This window comes from Nocardia sp. NPDC051832 (genome assembly GCF_040681285.1).
In the GTDB taxonomy this organism is placed as follows: domain Bacteria; phylum Actinomycetota; class Actinomycetes; order Mycobacteriales; family Mycobacteriaceae; genus Nocardia.
In genome coordinates, this window is sequence record NZ_JBFAYL010000002.1 from 434,400 (window position 1) to 455,400 (window position 21,001).

Here is a 21,001-nt window from a genome sequence, read left to right on the forward strand (position 1 = left end):
CCCTGCGAACCTCCACCTCTTCGAAGCGAAAGTTGTTCAACCGTGCGTACTTCCACAACGCGCCTGTCCACCAAGATCGCCCTGCTGCTGGCCGCCGTGTCCACGGTCTCGCTCACCGCCGCCTGCGGCGGCACCGGCTCCAGCGCCGCCGGCGAGCAGACCGTGACCGTTTACTCCGCCGACGGCCTGGACGGCTGGTACAAGACCCAGTTCGAGAAGTTCAAGGCCCAGACCGGCATCTCGGTCAATGTGGTGGCCGCCGGCTCCGGCGAAGTGGTCAACCGGGTCGAGAAGGAACAGTCCAACCCGCAGGCCGACGTCGTGGTGACGCTGCCGCCGTTCATCCAGAAGGCCGACGCCGCCGGGCTGTTGCAGCCGATCGGCGTCGACACCTCCGCGATCGCCGACTCCGAGAAGGACCCGAAGGGCAAGTACGTCAGCCTGGCCGGTAACTACCTGAACTTCATCGCCAACTCCTCGGTCGACGCGTCCAAGCTGAGCTGGGAGGACCTGCTGAAGCCGGAATACCGAGGCAAGCTGCAGTATTCGACGCCCGGCCAGGCCGGCGACGGCACCGCCGTGCTGATCCTGCTGCAGGCGCTGCGCGGCAAGGAAGGCGCCCTGGAATACCTGAAGGCGTTGCAGGCCAACAATGTCGGCCCGTCCTCCTCGACCGGCAAGCTGCAGCCCAAGGTCGACAAGGGTGAGCTGCTCATCGCCAACGGCGACATCCAGATGAACATGGAGTCGATCAAGTCCAAGGGCTCGAAGTTCACCATCTTCTTCCCGGCCTCGGCGGACGGCAAGAAGCACACCGTCTCGCTGCCCTACTTCATGGGCCTGGCCAAGGGCGCCCCGCACGCCGACGCCGCCAAGAAGCTGATGGAGTACCTGCTCAGCAAGGACGTGCAGGCCACCCTCGGCCCCGACGCCTTCGCCGTCTCGGCCCGCAAGGATCTCGCCGAGGTCACCCCGACCAGCACCGGGCCCACCCCGGCCTCGCTCATCAAGGGCGTCGAGGTCGTGCATCCGGACTGGTCGAAGGTGATCAGCGAACTCGACGCCGATGTCGCCGCGTACCAAAAGGCCACCGGCAGCTGAGCATTCTGCCCGAGAAGGAGACCGATCTCATGAACGTCGGTGACGCGCTGACGAAATCCACTACGGCCCGAGTGTCCTCGGTCGTCGAACCCGCCATCGTGTTCGACCGGGTCGGGGTGCGGTACGGCACGGGTCGCAAGACCACGGTCGCCCTGTCCGATTTCACCCTGCGCGTCGCCGCCGGGGAGACGGTCGCCCTGCTCGGGCCGAGCGGCTCCGGCAAGTCGACCGCGCTCAAGGCCCTGGCCGGATTCGTCCGGCCGACCTCGGGCGCGGTCCGGCTGGCCGGTCGCGACGTCACCGACCTCTCGCCCGCCAAGCGCGGAATCGGGGTGGTCGTGCAGTCCTACGCGCTGTTCCCGCACATGACGGTGCACGGGAATGTCGCGTTCGGGCTGAAGGCGCATCGGGTGCCGCGCAGGGAAATCGACGTGCGGGTGGCCGAAGCGCTGGAAATGGTCGGCATGGCGTCCTATGCCAAACGGCTGCCCCGCGAATTGTCGGGCGGCCAGCAGCAGCGCGTGGCGATCGCCCGCGCCCTGGCGATCCGCCCCAAGGTCCTGCTGCTCGACGAACCTCTCGCCGCGCTGGACGCGCAACTGCGTCAGTCCATGCTCGGCGAACTGCAACAACTGCGAAAGGCGTTGCCGGACACGGCAATGCTGTACGTCACCCACGATCAGGCCGAAGCGCTCGCGCTCGCCGACCGCATCGCGGTGATGCGTGATGCCCGGCTGGTCGACATCGACACCGCCGAAAACCTCTGGCAGCGCCCACCCAGCGATTTCACCGCCGCCTTCCTCGGCGGCGCGAACCTGGTGCCCTGCACCGTGAACCACATCTCCGGCGACGCGGCCCTGGTCACCGCCGGTAAACACACCCTGCGTGCGAAGGCCCCGAAACCCGGTGTCGGCAAAGCCGCGTGGGCTCCGGACGCCGAAGCCCTGCTCTGCATCCGCCCCCACACCCTCACCATCGGCGCCACCACCGACCGAGACGCCCTGCGCGCCACCGTCCGCGCCAGTGTCTGGCGCGGCGCCTCGACCCGTCTACAACTCTCCGTCGACGGCCTGCCCGGCGACATCGCGGCCGACGTCCCGGGCCACCTCGCCGCCGACCTCGATTCCGTTGTCGGCGTGCGCTTCCCGGACCCGGCGGGCGTCCTCATCCCCACCGAGGTGGGACCCCCACCCTCGACCCCCGTGGCCGGCGGGGACGAGACGGGACCGCGGGCATGAGGGGGCCCGCGGTTCCACCCGCCACCCCTGACCCCGGCACTTTGCCCACTCGTCGCCCTAACCAGCATTCCCTGCGAGAGCAGGAGTTCGGACAGCACAAGAGACCCGGGCACCATGCGGAACCCCAAGAGGCGGGTCGGTTCTCGGTGGCTGCACGGCTCGAGGATGGGGAGCGCCAAGGGGTGGGTGGGTTCTCGGTGGCTGCACGGCTCGAGGATGGGGAGCGCCAAGGGGTGGGTGGGTTCTCGGTGGCTGCACGGCTCGAGGGCGGGGAGCGCCAAGGGGTGGGTCGGTTCTCGGTAGCTGCACGCCTCCGGGACGAGGAGCTGTCATGAGTGCTCCTGCGCTGCTGGAACCCCCGGTCGAGGCTGTCGACTCTCCGCTTCCCGCGGCACGGCGCAATTGGCGGCCGGTGTTGTGGACGGTGCCGCCGGTGCTGATCGTGCTGATCATCGCCGTGTATCCGATTGGCCGGGTGCTCGCGGAGTCGACCGTCACGCCCACCGGGCGCGGGACCTCGACGTGGACGGAAGTGCTGGCGTCGGAGGCGTTCCGGCAGGCGTTGTGGCGCACCGTCTCCATCGCTGTCGCGTCGACCACAGGATGTTTGATGCTCGGTACCTTTCTCGCGGTGGTGCTGGCGTTCGTGCCGTTCCGTGGGTCGGCGGTGGTGGGCAGGCTCATCGATACCGTGCTGACGCTGCCCTCGTTCCTGGTGACGCTGGCGTTCACGTTCCTCTACGGCACGGCGGGGGCGGTGAACGCGCTGATCAGTGAGATCACCGGGCGGCAGACGCCGCTGGTGAACTTTCTCACCACCCCGTGGGGTGTGATCGCCGCGGAGATCACCTTCTTCACGCCGTTCGTGGTGCGGCCGCTGCTGGCCGCGTTCGCGCAGTTGCCGCGCGAACAGCTCGATGTGGCGGCGAGTTTGGGGGCGTCGCCGTGGCGGGTGCTGCGGCAAGTGGTGCTGCCGGAGGCGTGGCCCGCGATGGCGGCGGGCGGGAGTCTCGTACTCCTGTTGACGCTCAACGAGTTCGGCATCGTGCTGTTCACCGGTGCCAAGGGGGTGCTGACGCTGCCCGCGATGATCTACACCCGCGGCATCGTCACCTTCGACCTGCCCGGCGCGGCGGTGCTCGCCACCGTGCAGGTGGCGCTCTCGCTGACCCTGTACGCGGCCTATCGAATGGTGTTTGCCCGCTTCACTTCCCGGAAAGGACGCTGACCATGCTGGTGTGGACCCGTACCGGTAAAGCGGTGGTGCTCACCGTCTTCGGGCTGGTGCTGACCGTCGTGTTCATCGCCCCGATCGCGACCGTGGTCGCGGCGGCGCTGGCGGGCAGCTGGACCGGTCCGCTGCCGTCGAACCTCGGCTTCGCCAATTTCAGCCAGGCACTGACCGGCGATGACGCGGCCAGTCTGTCGGTGAGTCTGCAAACCGCGCTGCTCGCTGGGGCGCTCGCGCTGATCCTCGGCACCTGGGCGGCACTCGCGGCCCGCGAAGCACCCGGCTGGTGCCGCCGCGTCACCGACGCGGTGTTTCACCTCCCGGTGGCGGTCCCTTCGGTCGCTATCGGCCTGGGTGTGCTGATCGCGTTCAACGAACGCCCGCTTCTGCTCGGCGGCACCAAATGGATTGTCATCCTGGCCCATACGGTCCTGGTCCTGGCGTACGCCTTCAGCGCCGTTTCCGCCGCGCTGGACCGCCTCGACCCCGGCTACCGCCAAGCCGCCGAATCCCTGGGTGCGGGCCCGGTTCGAGTCCTCTGCCAAGTAACGCTGCCCCTGTTGCTTCCGGCCCTGGGCGCCGCCGCCGGTCTCTCGATCGCCCTGTCCATGGGCGAACTCGGGGCCACCATCATGGTCTACCCGGCCACCTGGCGCACCCTCCCGGTCACCATCTTCGGGCAGACCGACCGCGGCGAAATCTTCACCGCCGCAGCCAGTACCAGCCTTCTGGTCCTGGTAACCCTCGTCTCGCTGGTCCTGCTCGGCCGGCTACGCGGTCGCGCCGCGGTGCGCTAGTGCTGCTCGCTCAGCGTGCTCTTCTGAAGGTGGTTCATGTCCGACTCACTACTCGCGACTGTGCTGGCACTGATTTCCGCACTGATGCACGCTTCGTGGAATGCCGCCGTGAAATCCGGCACCGACCGGCTCACCACGATGGGGATGGTCGATGCGACCGCGTTGGTCGTCTGCGTGGTGGCCTTGCCGTTCGTGGCACCGCCGAACAAAGAGGCGTGGATCTTCATCGGGATCTCCACGGTGCTGAACACCGCGTTCCGGCTGTGCCTGATCAAGGCGTACCAGCTCGGCGATTTCGGGCAGATGTATCCGATCATGCGCGGTGTGCCGCCACTGGCGGTCGCCGTGATATCCGTGGTGGCGCTGAATCAGTCGTTGACAGGGCTCGCCTGGGCCGGGGTCGGACTGGTCTCGATCGGGGTGGCCAGCCTCGTGCTGTCGAACAAGCTCGGAGCCATCCGGGTACTGCCGGTCACCTATGCGGTCCTCGCCGGCCTCGCGATCGCGGGATACACCGCCTCCGACGCGGGCGGCGTGCACGCGGTCCACAGCCTGGCCAGCTACCTGGTCTATCTCTTCCTGATCGAGAGCATCCCGATCCCGGCCCTGGCGATCGCCGTCCGCAAGCGCGAGGCGTTCAGCTACGCGCGCCGCAACTGGAAGGGCGGTCTCTTCGGCGGCGTCAACGCGCTGCTGTCGTATTCGCTGATCCTGTGGGCGCTTTCGCTCGCCCCCGCCGCGAAAGTCGAGGCGCTGCGCGAAACCAGCGTCGTGCTCGCCGCGGGCATCGGCGCGCTGGTGTTCCAGGAATCCTTCGGCCGCAGCCGGGTGATCTGCTCGATCGTGGTGGCCGCCGGGATCGTCCTGATCAGCATCTGACCGGTGCGTCGCGGCACCGGCCGCGCCCGCGGCCGCAACTAGGATCGATCACGTGTCCTTGCTCCCGTTGATTTTCACCGCAGGCTGGGCGAGCGGCATCAACGCCTACGCCGTCGTACTGCTGTTCGGCCTGTTCGGTGTGACCGGCCTGTCCGACGAGGTCCCGGAAGGTTTGCAGCGCCCCGATGTCCTCATCGCCGCGGGCGTGCTGTTCCTGATCGAGGCGGTCGCCGACAAGATCCCGTACTTCGATTCGTTCTGGGATTCGATCCACACCGTCATCCGCCCGGCCGCGGGCGCGGTCGTCGCCGCGCTGCTGGCCGGCTCCGACGGGTCCTTGCCGCAACTCGCCGCGGCGGCCGTCGGCGGGACCACGGCGCTGGTGAGTCACCTGGTCAAAGCCGGACTCCGGATGGGCATCAACACCTCGCCCGAGCCCGCGAGCAACATCGTCGCCAGCACCCTCGAAGACCTCGGTGTCGCGAGCGTCATCACCCTCGCCGTCTTCCATCCGCTGCCGGCCGCGATCATCGCGGGCGTACTGCTGATCCTCGGAATACTGCTGGTCGTCTTCCTGGCCAAGCGAATTCGACGATCCTGGCGTCGATTCCGGGCATGGCTGGAAACCCGGCGCAGCCCGGCGCCATCGCGCTAGCGCCGGGCCCGGGTTTCAGCGCACCTGCGGCGCGATCTTCTCGCCGAGTAGTTCGATATTGCGAATCACCTTGTCGTGCGGGAGCGTTCCGACGCTGGTGTGCAGCATGAACCGGTCCAGCCCGAGGGTGTCGCGAATATCGGCGATCTTCTCGGCCACATAGTCGGGCGTGCCGACGAACAGCGAACCGCTTTGCGAGCGCAGCGCGTCGAACTGCTGCCGGGTCATCGGACCCCAGCCGCGTTCCCGGCCGATCTGGCTCATCGCCGCCGCGTACGGCTCGTAGAAGTCGGCGATCGCCTGCTCGTCGGATTCGGCGACATAGCCGTGCGCGTGCACCGCGACCGGCTGCTTCTCATGGCCGCCCTCGGCCAGCGCCCGGTGATACAGGTCGACCAGCGGCTTGAAGCGTGCGGGCTGCCCGCCGATGATCGCGATCGCCAGCGGCAGGCCGAGCAGGCCCGCGCGAATCACGGATTCGGGACTGCCGCCGACCGCGATCCACACCGGCAGCGGGCGGTCGTCGGTGCGCGGGTAGACGATCGCGTCGCGCAGCGGCGGCCGGAACTTGCCGGACCAGGTGACCGGGCCTTCGTCGCGGATATGCAGCAGCAGCGCCAGCTTCTCCTCGAAGAGCTCGTCGTAGTCGGACAGGTCGTAGCCGAACAGCGGGAACGATTCGGTGAAGGAACCGCGTCCGGCCATCAGTTCGGCGCGGCCGTTGGACAGGCCGTCCAAGGTCGCAAACTCCTGGTACGCACGTACCGGATCGGCCGAGCTCAGCACGGTGACCGCGCTGGTCAGCTGAATGCGCTCGGTGCGCGCCGCGATCGCCGCCAGCACCACCGCCGGTGCGGAGGCCGCGAAGTCCTTGCGGTGATGCTCGCCGACGCCGTACACGTCGAGGCCGACGCGCTCGGTCGCCACGGCTTCTTCCACCACTTCGCGCAGCCGCTGCCCGGCACTCGGCGCGGGTCGGTCGCCGACCGGCATGACCTCGGCGAATGTCGTCATTCCCAATTCCACGGCAGGTTCCTTGTCTGTGAGTGGCAACCTTGACTAGCAGCTTAAACGGACCTTGGTCCGTATCTATTCCGGGTAGGCCTTCCTGAGGTGGTGGGCGGGTGCCGGACGGAACGGACCGATAGTCTTGATCCATGGCAGTTCGCACCCGCAAACCCCTCGTCCCCGGCACGCAGTCGCCCATCCGCGAGGTGCCCCGCTCCATCGAGCGGCCCGAGTACGCGTGGAAGAAGACCGTGAACGAGGGCCGCGAGCCCTGGGTGCAGACCCCTGAGACGATCGAGAAGATGCGGGTCGCGAGCAAGATCGCCGCGCAGGCCCTGGCAGAGGCCGGCAAGGCGGTGGCGCCGGGCGTCACCACCGACGAGCTGGACCGGATCGCGCACGAATTCCTGTGCGACCACGGCGCCTACCCGTCCACGCTGGGATACAAGGGATTCCCGAAGTCCTGCTGCACCTCGCTCAATGAAGTGATCTGCCACGGCATTCCGGATTCGACCGTGATCGAGGACGGCGACATCGTCAATATCGATGTCACCGCCTACATCGACGGCGTGCACGGCGACACCAACAAGACCTACCTCGCCGGCGACGTCGACGAAGAGGTGCGGCTGCTGGTGGAACGCACCGAAGAGGCCACCCTGCGGGCGATCAAGGCGGTGCGGCCCGGGCGCGCGCTGAATGTGATCGGCCGCGTCATCGAGTCCTACGCCAATCGTTTCGGTTACGGCGTGGTGCGCGACTTCACCGGTCACGGCGTCGGCCCCACCTTCCACAGCGGCCTGGTCATCCTGCACTACGACCAGCCCGCCATCGATTCGGTCATCGAAGAGGGAATGACCTTCACCATCGAGCCGATGATCAACCTCGGCGGCATCGACTACGAGATCTGGAACGACGGCTGGACCGTGGTCACCAAGGATCGCAAGTGGACCGCCCAGTTCGAGCACACCTTGGTGGTCACGGCGACGGGCGCGGAAATCCTCACGCTGCCGTGAGCCGGTGCGCCGGGTGCATGCGGGTCGTGCAAAGTTCCGCTGAGAGGGGCGATTTCGGCGGGATCGCCGGGGGAACTGGAGCGCCTGCGTCGTGAAGGGTGCGTTGCTCGTCGCGGGAACCACCTCCGATGCTGGGAAAAGCGTTGTGGTGGCGGGGCTTTGCCGGATGTTGGCGCGCCGGGGCGTGAAGGTGGCGCCGTTCAAGGCGCAGAACATGTCCAACAACTCCGTGGTCACGCTGGACGGCGGCGAGATCGGGCGGGCGCAAGCGCTCCAGGCGCAGGCGTGCGGGCTGGAGCCGAGCGTGCGCTTCAATCCGGTTCTGCTGAAACCGGGTAGCGACCGCCGCTCCCAGCTCGTGGTACGCGGCAAGGCGATCGGCACCGTCGGCGCGCGCGACTACTTTCAGCATCGACAGGATCTGCGCAAGGTCGTTGCCGCCGAACTGGATGCACTGCGCGCGGAATTCGACGTGGTGATCTGCGAGGGTGCGGGCTCGCCCGCCGAAATCAACCTGCGTGCCACCGATCTGGCGAACATGGGACTCGCCCAGGAAGCGAAACTGCCGGTTGTCGTTGTCGGCGATATCGATCGCGGGGGCGTGCTGGCCCACCTGTTCGGCACCGTCGCGATCCTGGAACCCGAAGACCAGCAACTGATCTCGGCCTTCATCATCAACAAGTTCCGCGGCGATGTCGAACTCCTCAAACCGGGCCTGGACCGCCTCGCCGAACTCACCGGCCGCCCGACCCTCGGCGTCATCCCCTACGCCGAAGACCTCTGGATCGACGCCGAAGACTCCCTGAGCACCCTTGCCGACGCCCCTGTCGGCCGCCCTCGGCCGCCCCTCGGCACCGAATGGCTCACTATCGCCGCCATCCGCTTGCCCCGCATCTCCAACTCCACCGACATCGAAGCCCTGGCCTGCGAACCAGGCGTCTCGGTCCGCTGGGTCACCGAACCGTCCCGCCTGACCGACGCCGACCTGGTCGTCCTCCCCGGCAGCAAGGCCACCGTCTCCGACCTGGAATGGCTGCGCCGCACCGGATTAGCCGCCGCTCTCCAATCACGCGCCGCCGCCCACCGCCCCATCCTCGGCATCTGCGGTGGCTACCAAATGCTCGCCACCCACATCCTCGACCCCATCGAATCCGGCGCGGGCCCGGTCGAAGGCCTCGGTCTCCTCGACCTCGAAGTCGAATTCGCCGACCCGAAGGTGCTGCGCCGCACCAGCGGCCACACCCCGACCGCGCCACGAATCCCCGTGCAGGGCTACGAAATCCACCACGGCCGAGTCACCCACACCGGCGACCAACCCTGGTTCCAGCTGGCGGGCGAACCCGAGGGCAGCGTCAAGAACGCGATATGGGGTACCCACCTGCACGGCCTGATGGAATCCGACGCCTTCCGCCGCGCCTGGCTCGCTCAGGTCGCGACCGCCGCCGGACGCCCCGGCTTCGTCGTCGCAGCCGATGTCTCGGTCGAGGCCGTCCGCTCCACCCAACTCAACCTGCTGGCCGACCTGATCGAACACCACCTCGACCTCACCGCGATCGAGAACCTCCTCACACATGGCGCCCCCACACCCCTCCCGACAATCACCGCATCCCTGACCGGCCGCCCACAAAATGGGACATGACCGAGGTGTTTCGCGAGTGGCGCCCTCGGTGGTGTCCCACAAACGAGAGCCCCTCTGTTCTAGTGCGACGACCGGCGCGAGTGGGTATGACGCGCGGACTTGTTCACGGGGGCGGTGTAGCGTTCTGCGGCATGAAATCTCGGCAAATCGCGGTGGGGGACCGGGAATGGACCGTGCGGGTCGACGGCCCGGAGTCTCGGCACAGCGTGCTGCTGCTGCCGGACGCCGGTGATCCGGCGGACGTTTTCGATCAGGTGTGTGCCCGATTGCACAATTCTGACCTGCGGACCATCGTGGTGGAATCGATCGACGGGCTGGAACCGGCGGGGATACACGCGATCCTCGACGAGCTCGCGGTGCCCTACACGCACGTTGCCGGTCGCGGGGCGGGTGCGCAGCTGGCCTGGAAGTTGTGCGCGGGCACGTTCGGCCGGTTCATCAGCCTCGTGGTGGCCGATCACGGGCATCCGGCGGTGCCTGGCCCGGACGGCGTGATCGCCGATCCGGAGGTCCGTCCGATGGAGCTTCCGGTCACGGTCATCGCGACCAAGCGGTTGTCGCGGGCGGTCGCCGACACCTCCGGGCGCTACATCTACGGCGAGTTCCGGGTCGTGCAGGTCGATGTCGACAATGTGGCGACCGAGGCCGACCATGAGCTGGCCACCGAGATCGTGCTGCGCACCAGCCTCTGGTGACCGGCCACCACGTCATCCGGCAGGCGCCACCTCCGTTGTCCCGGCGTGGCGTTCGAGCATTCGCGTAACCGCTGCCATCGCTCTATTGTTCGGGTGCGCGGCAGTACGACGCTGCGTGGACGACGCGAGATGGAGTATCCAATGCGGGGGAAGTGGGGGATGCTCGTGTTCGGGGCGGCAGCAGCGCTGCTGACCGGGTGCACGAACATGGTGCCGGGGAGCCCGGCGCCGGAGCCCGCGGCGCGAGCTCCGGTCACCATCGACGATTACGGGTTGGACCTGACCCTGCGTGAACGCGGCGACCTGCAGACCGCCGCGGTACTGCGCACCATCGATCCCTGCGGGTTCTTCAGTCACGCCCAGCTGTCCAAATACGGGCAGGTGGCGCAGGTGGCCCCTTATCTCACGCCGGAAAGCTGCCAAGTCCGGATCCACTCCGGCGACACCCGGGCCGAGAGCATCGAGGTCCAGCTGAGCGCCCGCAAACCCGACTCGGCCGCCGACCACCCGGTCGACGGCGGGTCGGTGCTGCGTGCGAAGGAGCCGGTGGCCGATGAGGAATGCGAGCTCATCGTGCCGATGAAGCTGCCCGCCGCGGGCGTCGGCGACCCCGGCGGCAGCACGTTCACCGAGTACGCCCAGGTCACCGCCGAATCCTTCAGCGGCGACAACTGCGCCCCGGCCGGTGCGGTGGCCTCGAGAATCCTTGGCGCGGTACGTGATCTGAAGGTGCCGCTGCGCCGGTATGCCGTCACCGTGCTGCCGGGCGGGGATTTCGACCCGTGCGCGCTGCTGGGCCGGATGCCCGCGGGCTGGACCGTGGCCCGGCTGACCTCGGTGGCCAATCCCTACGACTGCACCTTCTACGCCCGCAAGGACCAGGTGGATCAGTACATCGCCGTGCGCTTGGAGGTCGGCAAGGCCGACGCCCCGGCCTCCACGCGCCAGGCGTCGATCGACCTCGGCGGCCGCCCGGCGACCAGCTACTGCCCGGGCACCTCGTCACCGGAGGTCCCGGAGACCTGCTTCATCGACTTCGCCTTGGACGGCGTCTACGACGGCAATATCGCGAACTCCCCGCTGCGCACCTCCGAACAGGCCTACGGCAAGGTCCGGACCACGGTCAGCGTGTACGGAGCCAAGACCGTCGTGCAGGAGCTGGCGCTGGCGGCCGCGGCGATCTACCGCTGAGCGGTCAGGCCTCGGGCTGCTTGGCCCGATACTCCGTCAGCCAGCCCAGCCAGTTGTCGAGTTCGGTGAAGGCCTGGGCCAAAGGCTCGGCGGAGGACAGGAATACGTCGTGGCGCGCGCCGTCGATCGGCACGATATTGGTGCGGTCGCCCAGGCAGCCCGCCCAGCGCTGGATCTGGCGCACGTCGAGCACCACGTCGGCGACGTCGGCGGCGGGCCCGTACTTGCGGGCGAACTTCGTCAGCCGGGAGCGCAGGATCAGCGACGGCACCCCGATGTCGAGGCCGCGCTGCAACCGCGCGTGCCCGTTGCGGATCGCGCGCAGCCAGCCGAACCGCACCGGGAACCCGGCCAGCGGCTTCCAATCCAGGTTGTAATCCCATTCGCCCGCGACGGTCTGGTGCAGGCTGTCGCCGTAGGTGCTGATCTTCGCGCCCGGCAGTTCGAACATCGAACGGAATCGGCCCAGCGCGTTGATGACCGGCGTGCCGACGGTCCGATAGTAGGACGGGCCCTGCAAGTCGAACCACGGGCTGTTCAGCACCAGCCCGGTGATCCCGGAGGCGGCGACCCCGGCCGACTTGTTCAGCCGGTCCAGCCACAGCGGCATGATCAGGCCGCCGGTCGAGTGCGCGACCAGCAGCACCGGCGCGCCGGTCTCCTCCTTGACGATGCGCAGCGCCTCGTTCAATTCGGCGTCGTAGAGCGCCAGATCGGTGACGTAGTGCGGTGTCTGCCCGTCGCGCAGCGAGCGCCCGCACTTGCGCAGATCCAGCGCGTAGAAGCGGTGCCCGCGCTCGGCGAAATGCTCGGCCAAGTGCTGCTGGAAGAAGTAGTCGGTGAAACCGTGCAGGTACAGGACCGTGGCCTCGGTCGCCGCCGGGCCGGTGCCGGGGGTGTAGCGCACGAGGGTCGCGACCGCGTCGCCTTCGCCATCCGGGTCCGGGCCGAGCGGAATAGTGCGATGCTCGTAACCGGCCCCGAGGACGTCGGGGTGCCACTCGCGAGTAGTGATGTCCGACACGCTGACCGAGGTTTCATCCGTCACGAGACCCAATGTAGGCCAGGTCGGGCCCGGATCGAAGACCGGTGGGGATGACTTTATCTATGTCACATTCGCCGGGTTCGTTGCAGGTATTCGGGGCGGTGAGGTGCACAATCGGGGTAGGTGACTCGAGGGTAACCTTTTGTTCACCTAGCGCCCGTGCCCACGCCGCCCACCGTTGCCCGGTGGGTGGCGAGAAGTGACAAGGAAGTCGATCAACCGTGCCGAACGCTGCCATGACTGAAAAGACCGATGTCGTTCTCATCGGTGCCGGCATCATGAGTGCCACTCTCGGCGCGCTGCTGCGGCAGCTGCAGCCGAACTGGTCGATCTCCATGTTCGAGCGGCTCGACGCCGCCGCGGCCGAGAGCAGCGACCCGTGGAACAACGCGGGCACCGGCCACTCGGCGCTGTGCGAGCTGAACTACAGCCCGCAGACCGCCGACGGCTCCGTCGACGTCACCAAGGCCGTCGACATCAACGAGCGCTTCCAGGTGTCGCGCCAGTTCTGGGCCTACGCGGTCGAGAACGGCATCCTCGGCGACCCGTCGCGCTTCATCAACCCGATCCCGCACGTCAGCTTCGTGCACGGCGCCGACGACGTGCAGTACCTGCGCAAGCGCTACGAGGCGCTGGCCGGGCACCCGCTGTTCGAAGGCATGGAATACGTCGAGGACTCCGACGAATTCGCGCGGCGACTACCGCTGATGGCACGCGGTCGTGACTACTCCGACCCGGTCGCGCTGAACTGGACCGACGCGGGCACCGACATCGACTTCGGCGCGCTCACCAAGGAACTGCTCGCCTACCTCGGCGGGTCCGGCGCGGATATCGCGTTCGGCCACGAGGTGCGCAACCTGACCAAGCAGGCCGACGGCAGCTGGCTGGTGAAGGTCGAGAACCTGCGCAACGGCAAGGCGCGCACCATCAACGCGAAGTTCGTCTTCGTCGGCGCGGGCGGCGGCGCGCTGCCGCTGCTGCAGAAGTCCGGCATCAAGGAGATCAGCGGTTTCGCCGGGTTCCCGGTGTCCGGTCAGTTCCTGCGCTGCACCAACCCCGAGCTGATCGCCCAGCACGAGGCCAAGGTGTACGGCAAGGCCGCGGTCGGCGCGCCGCCGATGTCGGTGCCGCACTTGGACACTCGTGTCATCAACGGTGAAGCCGGTCTGCTGTTCGGCCCCTACGCCGGCTGGACCCCGAAGTTCCTCAAGGACGGCTCCAACGGCGACCTGTTCAAGTCGATCCGCCCGGGCAACCTCGCGCCCATGCTCGGTGTCGGCCTGACCGAGATGTCGCTGGTGAAGTACCTGGTCAGCGAGCTGCTGAAGTCGTACTCCGGCAAGGTGTACACGATGGAGGAGTTCATCCCGCGCGCCGACGGCCGGGACTGGGAGATCATCACCGCCGGTCAGCGCGTACAGATCATCCGCCGCAAGGGTGCGGGCGGTGTGCTCGAACTCGGCACCGCCGTCATCGCGGCCGAGGACGGGTCCATCGCGGGTCTGCTCGGCGCGTCGCCGGGCGCGTCGACCTGCGTCACCGCCATGCTCGACGTGCTGCAGCGCTGCTTCCCGCGCGAGTACGCCGACTGGACCCCGAAGCTGCAGACCATGGTGCCGTCGCTGGGTGTGAAGCTCACCGACAACAAGGCGCTGTTCGGCGAGGTCTGGGACTGGACCTCGAAGACGCTCAATCTGACCTCGGCGAAGCACGTGGCGAACACCGCGAATTAGGCCAGGAGGCTCGCGCCGAGGGCCTGGGCGTGGTAGCAAGATGCGATGATGTCAACGGTTGTTCTCAAGCGGTCATGGGCACAGGATCTCGACACCGCCACCCTCTACCAGCTGTTGAAACTTCGCGTCGAAGTCTTTGTGGTGGAGCAGAAGTGCGCCTACCCGGAGTTGGACGGTCTGGACCTGCTCCCGGAGACCAGGCACTTCTGGCTCGACGACGAAGGTGATGTCGTCGCTGTCGCGCGCCTGTCCGAGGAGCACAACGACGGTGTGAAGTCCTTCCGCATCGGCCGGGTCTGCACCGAGAAGGCGGCGCGCGGCCACGGCTACGCCAATCGCCTCGTCAAAGCCGCCATCGCCGAGGCCGGCTCGGACACCATCCGCCTGAGCGCCCAGAGCTACCTGGTGGACATGTACACCAAGCTCGGATTCCAGGTGGACGGCGAGGAATTCATCGAGGACGGCATTCCGCACGTCCCGATGCGCAAGGGCTGAACCGCCGAGTGGTTGCCGGGCGTCCAGAAGCGGGGTGCTCGGCGGCCAGCGGTGGTGTGCGGAAACGACGGGTGCGGCCGGGGTGGTGCGGGGACTGTGATCCGGCGCGCATAGAGTTGGGTGCGTGTCCGTGTCCCATGCTGAAGTTGCACTGTCGTCCCAGACCAGCGAGGCGGGGTTCCCGTTCTCGGCCGTGGTCGGGCAGGAGCGATTGCAGCTGGCGCTGATTCTGTGCGCGGTGCATCCCGGGATCGGCGGCGTGCTGGTGCGCGGGGAGAAGGGGACCGCGAAATCCACTGTGGTGCGGGCGCTTGCGCAGCTGCTGCCGCCGGTGGTGGACGAGACCGGGGCGCGTCCGGCGCGGCTGGTGGAGTTGCCGGTGGGCGCCACCGAGGACCGCGTGGTCGGATCGCTGGACCTGGAGCGGGTGCTGCGCGACGGGGAGCAGGCGTTCCGGCCCGGGCTCCTGGCGGCCGCCCACCATGGCGTGCTCTACGTCGACGAAGTCAACCTCCTGCACGACCACCTCGTGGATGTCCTGCTCGACGCCGCCGCCATGGGCCGCGTGCACATCGAGCGGGACGGGGTTTCGCATTCGCATCCGGCCCGGTTCGTGCTCGTCGGCACGATGAACCCGGAAGAGGGCGAGCTGCGACCGCAGCTGCTCGACCGCTTCGGGCTCACCGTGGACGTCGCCGCCTCACGGAATGTGGACGTGCGCATGGCGGTGGTGCGCCGCCGCCTCGACTACGAAGCGGATCCGAACGGTTTCGCGGCCGGCTACGCCGCCGCCGACCGCGAGGTCGCCGACCAGATCCTCACCGCCCGCGACCTGGTCGCCCGGGTGCGGCTCGACAACGTGGAATTGCGCCGGATCGCCGCGCTGTGCGCGTCTTTCGACGTCGACGGCATGCGCGCGGACCTGGTGGTGGCGCGCACGGCGACAGCGCACGCCGCGTGGCGGGGTGCGGATCGGGTCACCGAGGAGGACGTGCGCGTCGCCGCCGAACTCGCGCTGCCGCATCGGCGGCGGCGGGATCCGTTCGACGAGCCGGGGATCAGCGAAGACCAGTTGGACGCGGCGATGCGGGAGGCGGCCGAAGAAGCCGAGCGCGAGCAGGGAAGCGCCGAATCCAATTCAGGGACAGACGAACTCGAGCAGAGTGCCGTAGATGATTCGGCCCCGGACGCTGACCACCGCCCGGCGGATGACCGCACGGACAACTCCGACGACAGTCTGGATGACAATCCGGACGACGACCCGGATGGCGGACCCGACGGCCCGAACGGCGGATCCGATGGCCCCGAGGCTCCGAAGCCGCCGAAAACGGGATCACAAGACAGCTCCAGCGGCTCGGCTACCCCGAACGCGCCGTCCCGCGAAAGCCACACCGGAACACCAGCTTCCAACAAGATCACTGCCCCTCGCTGGGAGGTCCCCGGCGTCGGCGAAGGCGCACCTGGCCGCCGCTCCCGCGCCCAAACCCGCAGCGGCCGCGTCGTCCGCTCCAGCACCGAAACTACCGGCGGCCTGCACCTGCTCGGCACGATCTTCGCGGCCGCACCCCACCAGCACCGCCGCCGCACCACCCTCGGACTCGCTGCGGCGTTCACGAGTGGCTTCAGCGGTGGTGACGGTGTCGGGGACAGCTGGATTGATGGCGATATCGCGGCTGACCACGCAGCCATTGCGGACGGCGATGTGCGGGGTTCGGCGGGGCGTGGCCGGCGGCTGCTGTTGCGGTCGGAGGATCTGCGCGGGGCGTATCGCGAAGGGCGCGAAGGCAATCTGGTGGTGTTTGTCGTCGACGCTTCCGGGTCGATGGCGGCTCGTGATCGGCTCTCGGCCGTCACCGGTGCGGTGGTCGCTCTGCTGCGTGATGCCTACCAGCGTCGTGACAAGGTCGCTGTGATCACCGTGCGGGGCCACGAAGCCGAACTCGTTCTGCCGCCGACCTCTTCGGTCGATATCGCTGTCCGCCGGTTGGCGGGCATGCGCACCGGTGGCAAGACTCCGCTTGCCGCCGGGCTTCTGAAGGCTCGGGAGGTGATCGGCCGCGAACGCGTTCGTGATCCCCGTCGCCGCCCGATGCTGGTCCTGCTCACCGACGGCCGGGCCACCGGCGGCGTCGACCCGGTCATTCGCGCCCGCACGGCTGCCGAGATGCTGGCGCGGGACGCGGTCACCGCCATGGTCGTCGATTGCGAGCGCGGCATGATCCGTCTCGGCTTGGCCGCTGATCTGGCCCGCGACCTGCGTGCCGGTTACCTTCGTCTGGCCGAACTCACCGGCGATGCCGTTGCCGATGCCGTCCGCGCCGGATCCGGTCGACCGGCGGCCCGCGCCGCGTGAACGTGCGGACGCAGCACGGTCCGGACGGCCGAGTCCGGCCGATCGCTCAGATGTCTGTGACAGCAAGGAGTTTCGATGCCTAAGGGTGTGCCGGAGACGGTTCCGGATGACGGGTTGACGACGCGGCAGCGGCGCAATCAGCCGGTGCTCGCGGTGCATACCGGGCCCGGCAAGGGGAAGTCGACGGCCGCGTTCGGGATGGCGCTGCGGGCCTGGAATCAGGGCTTCGACGTCGCGGTGTTCCAGTTCGTGAAGAGCGCGAAGTGGAAGGTCGGCGAAGAAGCCGCATTCCGCACCCTGGGCACCCTGCACGAGGAAACCGGCGCGGGCGGCCCCGTCGAATGGCACAAGATGGGCGAAGGCTGGTCCTGGACCCGCAAACAAGGCACCGACGAAGACCACCAAGCCGCCGCCCTGGCCGGCTGGCAAGAGATCGCCCGCCGCCTGGCCGCCGAACAACACCGCTTCTACGTCCTCGACGAATTCACCTACCCCCTGAAATGGGGCTGGGTCGACCTGGACGAAGTCGTCGAAACCCTCGTCAACCGCCCCGGCAACCAGCACGTCGTCATCACCGGCCGCGACGCACCCCAACCCCTCCTCGACGCCGCCGACCTCGTCACCGAAATGACCAAGGTCAAACACCCCATGGACGCCGGCCGCAAAGGCCAGCGCGGGATCGAATGGTGACCCGACCCCAGATAACCGGGACATGGCCGAGGCAAACTGCGAGTAGCCCCCTCAGCCACGTCCCACTTCTCCGATGGGATGCGGTTCCGGGAGGTGCCTTGTGAGGGTGCCTGCTGTGGTTGTTGCGGCGCCGGCTTCCGGGAGTGGGAAGACCACGCTGGCAACGGGGTTGATCGGGGCACTGCGGCGGGCGGGGCATAGGGTTGCGCCGTTCAAGGTAGGGCCGGATTACATCGATCCTGGGTACCACGGGCTGGCTGCCGGGCGGCCTGGGCGGAATCTTGATCCGGTGCTGGTTGGGGCGGAACGGGTTGTGCCGCTGTATCAGCATGGGACCCAGGGGTGCGGTCTCGCTGTTGTCGAAGGCGTGATGGGGCTGTTCGACGGGCGGATCGATGAGAATCATTCCGGTCCGGTCGCGGAAGGGTCGACCGCGCAGGTCGCGAGTCTGCTTGGGGCGCCGGTCATCCTGGTCGTGGATGCTCGTGGGCACAGCCAGAGCCTCGCCGCGCTGCTGCACGGATTCGCGACCTTCGACAGTGGGATTCGCCTCGGTGGTGTGATTCTCAACCGCGTCGGCAGTGAACGCCACGACCAAGTACTGCGCGCAGCTTGCGCCCGCGTCGGTCTTCCCGTGCTGGGTTCGTTGCCGCGGATGGCCGAATTGGAAGTGCCCTCACGGCATCTCGGCTTGATCCCGGCCGTCGAGCACGGCAGCGCCGCTACCGCGGCGGTCGCCGCGATGACGGATCTTGTCGCGGCGCATGTGGACCTTGCGGGGATCGCCAGGCTTGCTCGCTCGACGGCCGGCGGCCCGGCCTGGGATCCAGAGGGTGGTCTTGGTGCTGCTGGTGGTGGCGGTGCTGTCGGCGCTGGGCCGGATCGCGGCTGGAGGCGTGGCGGGGCGGGCGGTGTCGTGATTGCGATGGCGGGTGGGCCTGCTTTTACGTTCGGGTATGCCGAGCATCGGGAGTTGCTGAGTGCGGCCGGCGCTAATGTCGTGGTTTTCGATCCGCTACACGAGGAACTGCCGAGTGGCACAGCGGGTTTGGTTTTGCCCGGTGGCTTTCCGGAGGAGCATGCTGCCGATCTGGCGGGGAACGTCGGGCTCCTGAAAGCGGTGGGGGAGCAGGCTCGGCTGGGGTTGCCGATCCATGCTGAATGCGCGGGACTGCTGTATCTGACCCGCTCGCTGGACGGGCACGCGATGGCGGGTGTGGTCGACGCCGACGCGGAATTCGGCCCTCGTCTGACGCTCGGCTACCGCGACGCTGTCGCGCTGTCCGATTCTGTGCTGTGGCAGGCAGGTCAGCGCGTGCGCGGCCACGAATTCCATCGCACCAGGCTGGTTGCCGCAGGCGCTGACGCCCCGGCTTGGGGCTGGCACGGTAACCAGGGCGAACGGGTCCGCGAAGGCGCTTTGGTGCACCAGGTCCACGCCTCCTACCTGCACACCCACCCCGCTGGAAACCCCGCAGCCGTAACCCGTTTCGTGACCGCCGCCGCCGGCTATGCCCGGATCCATGCCGCCACGTGAACGGCGGCAGCACAGCCTGCGCAAGTCGGTCCCGGTGTCCGACCTGGTAGTGGGCATCGGTCTGCGCCCCGGCGCTTCGGCCGCCGGGATCCGCCGGGCGGTGCGGGAAGTGCTGGGCAACAATGTGATCCATTGCCTCGCGACCATCGACCGCCGCGCCACGGAACCCGGATTGCTGACAGTGGCGGCGGAACTAGGGGTGCCGGTCCGCGGCTACTCGGCCTCCGAACTAGACCTGATCGCGGTCCCGAACCCCGTCGGCCGCACCCGGGACGCCGTCGGCACAGCCAGCGTCGCCGAAGCCGCCGCCCTGCTCGCAGGCGTAGGCCCCCTGCTGATCGACAAACAGAACGTCGGCGGCATCGTCATCGCCGCAGCCCGTTTCCAGCCCGGCTCGGTCTGAACCACTCGCTTCCCACCCCCCGCTCGGCTTGGGTCGCAGCCCAGCTCTGCCTGGCCTTTCAGTTCGACTCGGCCTGTCTGGTCCGGCTCGGCTGTTCAGTCGGGTGCGAATCGGCTCGGCGGGGTTTGGTGCGGAAGGTGCCTGGTCGACCGCAGGCACCTGCCGGGTAGCGGTTACGGGGCGACCGAGGTCCAGTCGGCGAAGCCGGTGGGGTCGTGGCGGCCGAGGCTGGCGTGTTCGAACAGGCCCCAGCCTTCGGCGTCGCCGCAGCGGGCGTGGCCGACGTGGTCGATGACGCCGAAGGGGATGCGGCCTTCGAGGGCGGGGTCGGTGAGGTCGTAGGCGCGGGAGTCGACCCAGTCGCGGCCCTTCCATTGGCCGTGCAGCCAGTCCGGATCGCCGCCGTAACCGCACCCGATGTGCAGGGGGATGGCGGTGCCTGCGGTGACTTCGATCTCGAGCGGTTTGCCGTCCGGTGTGGTGCAGTCGAGTCGGACGGCGACGGGAATCCTTGTGCCGGAACGGTATTGGAGGGATACCCGGGGCCAGCCGAGTTGTTCGACCCGGCCGTCCGGCCAGATGCGGGTGGCGTCGTTGAGAGTGCGGGTGCCGTCGGGTTCTTCCTGGACGATGACGATGATCGAGAAATCGTCGAAGCGCAGCGGCACGTACAGCCACCAGAATCCATCGGCGGGTTCGGCGCCCGCGCGCCCCGCCGGCTCGGCGTCGCCGACCGGGCGGATGCCCCAGGAGCGGTCCCTTGTTCCGGTCCAGACCGCCGGATCGATCTGGGTGTCCATGCCTTCGACCGTCAAAGTGCCTGCCCAGGAACCGACTTGGGCGAAACGCTGGGCATCGATGATCGGCTTGCCGCCGCGCATGATCAGATGCGGCTGCTCCTGCACGACCGGGAACGCGCCTTCCCAGGTCAGATCGAAGCTGAGATCGTCGTGCTCACAGATCACCCGCAGTTTCTGGAGCGCCTCGACCACCTCGATGCGGTAGCCGCCGACCGACATGTCCAGGCTGCGGTCGCCGAGCGCGTCGGAGAAGCGGACCGAGCGCTGCCGGTCGCCGCGCCCGACACAGGCGTAGGCGTCGACGACGCCGAGATTCGGATAGACGCCGAAACCGGTGACGAGGAAGGTCCCGCCGTCCCGATCGTGGGCGTTGAAATAGCTGCGGTCGTAGAAGTTCCGGTCGCTGCTGGCGACCCGCGCCATGGTGAGCGGGGTCTGATGGATCGGGTATTCGTCCAACGGTGCGGGCCCGAAGCCCCGAATGCGTTCAGCCATGGT

19 protein-coding genes are annotated in these 21,001 nt (G+C 68.1%); 16 read left to right on the top strand and 3 right to left on the bottom strand.

Going from position 1 to position 21,001, the window contains the following annotated elements:
• Nucleotides 1-42: 42 nt before the first annotated feature.
• The 6 genes from AB0M14_RS11865 (at nt 43) to AB0M14_RS11890 (ending at nt 5,901) form a co-directional block, all read left to right on the top strand.
• Nucleotides 43-1,101, top strand: a complete 1,059-nt coding sequence (locus AB0M14_RS11865) for a 2-aminoethylphosphonate ABC transporter substrate-binding protein (protein ID WP_364992639.1) — start codon at nt 43-45, stop codon at nt 1,099-1,101.
• A 29-nt stretch (nt 1,102-1,130) separates the two neighbouring features.
• Nucleotides 1,131-2,339 (top strand): ABC transporter ATP-binding protein, encoded by a 1,209-nt coding sequence (locus AB0M14_RS11870; RefSeq protein ID WP_364992641.1) that lies wholly within the window; start codon nt 1,131-1,133, stop codon nt 2,337-2,339.
• 331 nt (nt 2,340-2,670) lie between these two features.
• On the top strand, nt 2,671-3,567 hold the full coding sequence (locus AB0M14_RS11875) for a 2-aminoethylphosphonate ABC transporter permease subunit (protein WP_364992646.1): 897 nt from the start codon (nt 2,671-2,673) through the stop codon (nt 3,565-3,567).
• Nucleotides 3,568-3,569: 2 nt separating this feature from the next.
• A complete protein-coding gene (locus AB0M14_RS11880) occupies nt 3,570-4,367 on the top strand; it encodes an ABC transporter permease subunit (protein WP_364992649.1) in 798 nt (265 codons plus the stop codon).
• A 36-nt stretch (nt 4,368-4,403) separates the two neighbouring features.
• On the top strand, nt 4,404-5,246 hold the full coding sequence (locus AB0M14_RS11885) for an EamA family transporter (protein WP_364992651.1): 843 nt from the start codon (nt 4,404-4,406) through the stop codon (nt 5,244-5,246).
• 52 nt (nt 5,247-5,298) lie between these two features.
• The gene (locus tag AB0M14_RS11890) at nt 5,299-5,901 is read left to right on the top strand and encodes a DUF4126 domain-containing protein (RefSeq protein ID WP_364992653.1); all 603 of its coding nucleotides are present in this window, start codon (nt 5,299-5,301) and stop codon (nt 5,899-5,901) included.
• Nucleotides 5,902-5,916: 15 nt separating this feature from the next.
• Here AB0M14_RS11890 and AB0M14_RS11895 read toward each other — a convergent pair whose 3' ends face one another.
• Complete coding sequence (locus AB0M14_RS11895) at nt 5,917-6,927, bottom strand: LLM class flavin-dependent oxidoreductase (RefSeq protein WP_364992656.1); 1,011 nt, start codon at nt 6,925-6,927, stop codon at nt 5,917-5,919.
• Between the two features lie 131 nt (nt 6,928-7,058).
• Here AB0M14_RS11895 and map point away from each other — a divergent pair, with 131 nt between their 5' ends.
• The 4 genes from map (at nt 7,059) to AB0M14_RS11915 (ending at nt 11,447) form a co-directional block, all read left to right on the top strand.
• Nucleotides 7,059-7,922 (top strand): type I methionyl aminopeptidase, encoded by an 864-nt coding sequence (map, locus tag AB0M14_RS11900; RefSeq protein WP_364992658.1) that lies wholly within the window; start codon nt 7,059-7,061, stop codon nt 7,920-7,922.
• Between the two features lie 91 nt (nt 7,923-8,013).
• Nucleotides 8,014-9,561, top strand: coding sequence for a cobyric acid synthase (locus tag AB0M14_RS11905; protein ID WP_364992661.1), 1,548 nt, complete (start codon nt 8,014-8,016; stop codon nt 9,559-9,561).
• Nucleotides 9,562-9,692: 131 nt separating this feature from the next.
• On the top strand, nt 9,693-10,256 hold the full coding sequence (locus tag AB0M14_RS11910; protein WP_364992663.1) for an alpha/beta hydrolase: 564 nt from the start codon (nt 9,693-9,695) through the stop codon (nt 10,254-10,256).
• 141 nt (nt 10,257-10,397) lie between these two features.
• Nucleotides 10,398-11,447 (top strand): hypothetical protein, encoded by a 1,050-nt coding sequence (locus tag AB0M14_RS11915; RefSeq protein ID WP_364992666.1) that lies wholly within the window; start codon nt 10,398-10,400, stop codon nt 11,445-11,447.
• A 4-nt stretch (nt 11,448-11,451) separates the two neighbouring features.
• Here AB0M14_RS11915 and AB0M14_RS11920 read toward each other — a convergent pair whose 3' ends face one another.
• Nucleotides 11,452-12,495 (bottom strand): alpha/beta hydrolase, encoded by a 1,044-nt coding sequence (locus AB0M14_RS11920; protein ID WP_364992668.1) that lies wholly within the window; start codon nt 12,493-12,495, stop codon nt 11,452-11,454.
• Between the two features lie 218 nt (nt 12,496-12,713).
• On the opposite strand from AB0M14_RS11920, the gene mqo reads away from it, so the two are divergent.
• The 6 genes from mqo to AB0M14_RS11950 all read left to right on the top strand — a co-directional run bounded on the left by mqo (nt 12,714) and on the right by AB0M14_RS11950 (nt 19,703).
• The gene (mqo, locus tag AB0M14_RS11925) at nt 12,714-14,225 is read left to right on the top strand and encodes a malate dehydrogenase (quinone) (protein ID WP_364992672.1); all 1,512 of its coding nucleotides are present in this window, start codon (nt 12,714-12,716) and stop codon (nt 14,223-14,225) included.
• A 45-nt stretch (nt 14,226-14,270) separates the two neighbouring features.
• The gene (locus AB0M14_RS11930) at nt 14,271-14,720 is read left to right on the top strand and encodes a GNAT family N-acetyltransferase (protein ID WP_364992675.1); all 450 of its coding nucleotides are present in this window, start codon (nt 14,271-14,273) and stop codon (nt 14,718-14,720) included.
• Nucleotides 14,721-14,844: 124 nt separating this feature from the next.
• Complete coding sequence (locus tag AB0M14_RS11935; RefSeq protein ID WP_364992679.1) at nt 14,845-17,073, top strand: VWA domain-containing protein; 2,229 nt, start codon at nt 14,845-14,847, stop codon at nt 17,071-17,073.
• 75 nt (nt 17,074-17,148) lie between these two features.
• On the top strand, nt 17,149-17,763 hold the full coding sequence (cobO, locus tag AB0M14_RS11940) for a cob(I)yrinic acid a,c-diamide adenosyltransferase (RefSeq protein ID WP_364992682.1): 615 nt from the start codon (nt 17,149-17,151) through the stop codon (nt 17,761-17,763).
• A gap of 73 nt (nt 17,764-17,836) precedes the next feature.
• A complete protein-coding gene (locus AB0M14_RS11945; protein WP_364992684.1) occupies nt 17,837-19,300 on the top strand; it encodes a cobyrinate a,c-diamide synthase in 1,464 nt (487 codons plus the stop codon).
• Nucleotides 19,287-19,703, top strand: a complete 417-nt coding sequence (locus tag AB0M14_RS11950) for a cobalamin biosynthesis protein (RefSeq protein ID WP_364992687.1) — start codon at nt 19,287-19,289, stop codon at nt 19,701-19,703. The genes AB0M14_RS11945 and AB0M14_RS11950 overlap by 14 nt, the downstream gene beginning before the upstream one ends.
• A gap of 173 nt (nt 19,704-19,876) precedes the next feature.
• On the opposite strand, the gene AB0M14_RS11955 is transcribed toward AB0M14_RS11950, so the two are convergent.
• Nucleotides 19,877-20,998, bottom strand: coding sequence for a hypothetical protein (locus AB0M14_RS11955; RefSeq protein ID WP_364992690.1), 1,122 nt, complete (start codon nt 20,996-20,998; stop codon nt 19,877-19,879).
• Between the last annotated feature and the right edge of the window lie 3 nt (nt 20,999-21,001).

Coding starts and splice junctions, on each gene's coding strand:
- AB0M14_RS11870 (WP_364992641.1), top strand. CDS start 1,131: ATGAACGTCGGTGACGCGCTGACGAAATCCACTACGGCCCGAGTGTCC.
- AB0M14_RS11875 (WP_364992646.1), top strand. CDS start 2,671: ATGAGTGCTCCTGCGCTGCTGGAACCCCCGGTCGAGGCTGTCGACTCT.
- AB0M14_RS11880 (WP_364992649.1), top strand. CDS start 3,570: ATGCTGGTGTGGACCCGTACCGGTAAAGCGGTGGTGCTCACCGTCTTC.
- AB0M14_RS11885 (WP_364992651.1), top strand. CDS start 4,404: ATGTCCGACTCACTACTCGCGACTGTGCTGGCACTGATTTCCGCACTG.
- map (WP_364992658.1), top strand. CDS start 7,059: ATGGCAGTTCGCACCCGCAAACCCCTCGTCCCCGGCACGCAGTCGCCC.
- AB0M14_RS11910 (WP_364992663.1), top strand. CDS start 9,693: ATGAAATCTCGGCAAATCGCGGTGGGGGACCGGGAATGGACCGTGCGG.
- AB0M14_RS11915 (WP_364992666.1), top strand. CDS start 10,398: ATGCGGGGGAAGTGGGGGATGCTCGTGTTCGGGGCGGCAGCAGCGCTG.
- AB0M14_RS11930 (WP_364992675.1), top strand. CDS start 14,271: ATGATGTCAACGGTTGTTCTCAAGCGGTCATGGGCACAGGATCTCGAC.
- cobO (WP_364992682.1), top strand. CDS start 17,149: ATGCCTAAGGGTGTGCCGGAGACGGTTCCGGATGACGGGTTGACGACG.
- AB0M14_RS11945 (WP_364992684.1), top strand. CDS start 17,837: ATGGGATGCGGTTCCGGGAGGTGCCTTGTGAGGGTGCCTGCTGTGGTT.
- AB0M14_RS11950 (WP_364992687.1), top strand. CDS start 19,287: ATGCCGCCACGTGAACGGCGGCAGCACAGCCTGCGCAAGTCGGTCCCG.
- AB0M14_RS11955 (WP_364992690.1), bottom strand. CDS start 20,998: ATGGCTGAACGCATTCGGGGCTTCGGGCCCGCACCGTTGGACGAATAC.